2 protein-coding genes are annotated in these 1,035 nt (G+C 61.1%); both read left to right on the top strand.

Going from position 1 to position 1,035, the window contains the following annotated elements:
* Window positions 1-499, top strand: a 499-nt coding sequence (mobB, locus tag ENZ75_RS32805; RefSeq protein ID WP_128278664.1) for a molybdopterin-guanine dinucleotide biosynthesis protein B, incomplete at its 5' end; no start/stop codon positions are given.
* Window positions 500-656: 157 nt separating this feature from the next.
* Window positions 657-1,035, top strand: a 379-nt coding sequence (locus tag ENZ75_RS32800; protein WP_128278663.1) for a transporter substrate-binding domain-containing protein, incomplete at its 3' end; no start/stop codon positions are given.

The following is a 1,035-nucleotide window of genomic DNA, read 5'->3' as shown; positions in this document are numbered from 1 at the left end:
GGTCTTCGGCATCACCGGCTGGAAGAATTCCGGCAAGACGACTTTGACCGAGAGGTTGGTCAGCGAATTGGTCCGGCGCGGCTGGAAGGTGTCGACGGTGAAACATGCCCACCATGACTTCGACATCGACAAACCTGGCGCGGACAGCTTTCGCCACCGGCAGGCCGGCGCCACCGAAGTCGCGATCGTCTCCGGCGTTCGCTGGGCACTGATGCACGAGCTGCGCGGCGAGGATGAGCCGACATTGGAGACTGTCCTGTCGCGGCTTGCCCCTTGCGACCTCGTGCTGGTCGAGGGCTACAAGCGCGAAGCCCACAGCAAGATCGAAACCCGCCGGCTGGATGCGAAGGACCGCACGCCGCTTTCGGCGGAGGATCCCAACATCGTCGCTGTCGCCGCCGATTTTGCCATTGAAGGCGAGCTGCTGCCGGTATTCGATCTCGACGATGCAAAATCGATAGCCGACTTCATCGAGCGCACCACCGGGCTCGTTGCTTGAGCGCTGACGCAACGGCAGAATAGCCTTGCCCATTTTTATGGTTTTGCAGTTGCTTTTTTCTTGGAAAGAGTGGGAGTATCGCGCCAGCGGGCGGTCAAAAGCACCGCCCCACAGAGCCGTTCGGAACGACGGCCGGGACCATAAAGAGAGGACCATCATGCGTATTTCACTGCGTATCGCGCTTGCCGCTTCGGCCGCGCTGCTGACGCTCGGCGTCGCCCAGGCCCAGGAAAAGACCCTGAGGATCGGCACCGAAGGCGCCTACCCGCCCTTCAACAACCTTACCGCCGATGGCCAGCTCGTGGGCTTCGATATCGACATCGCCAAGGCGCTTTGTGATGAGATGAAGGTCAAGTGCACCTTCGTCGCCCAGGATTGGGACGGCATCATTCCAGCCCTCCAGGCCGGTAAATTCGACGCCATCGTCGCCTCGATGTCGATCACGCCGGAGCGCAAGGAGAAGGTCGACTTCTCGAACAAATACTACAACACGCCCTCGGCGATCGCCGTGCCGAAGGACAGCACGCTGAAAGGCG

The sequence above is a fragment of the Mesorhizobium sp. M7A.F.Ca.CA.002.04.1.1 genome, from assembly GCF_004022805.1.
Classification (GTDB): Bacteria; Pseudomonadota; Alphaproteobacteria; order Rhizobiales; family Rhizobiaceae; genus Mesorhizobium; species Mesorhizobium ciceri.
Note: the sequence above shows the minus strand (reverse complement) of the source record. Positions and strands in the feature narration are given on the sequence as shown.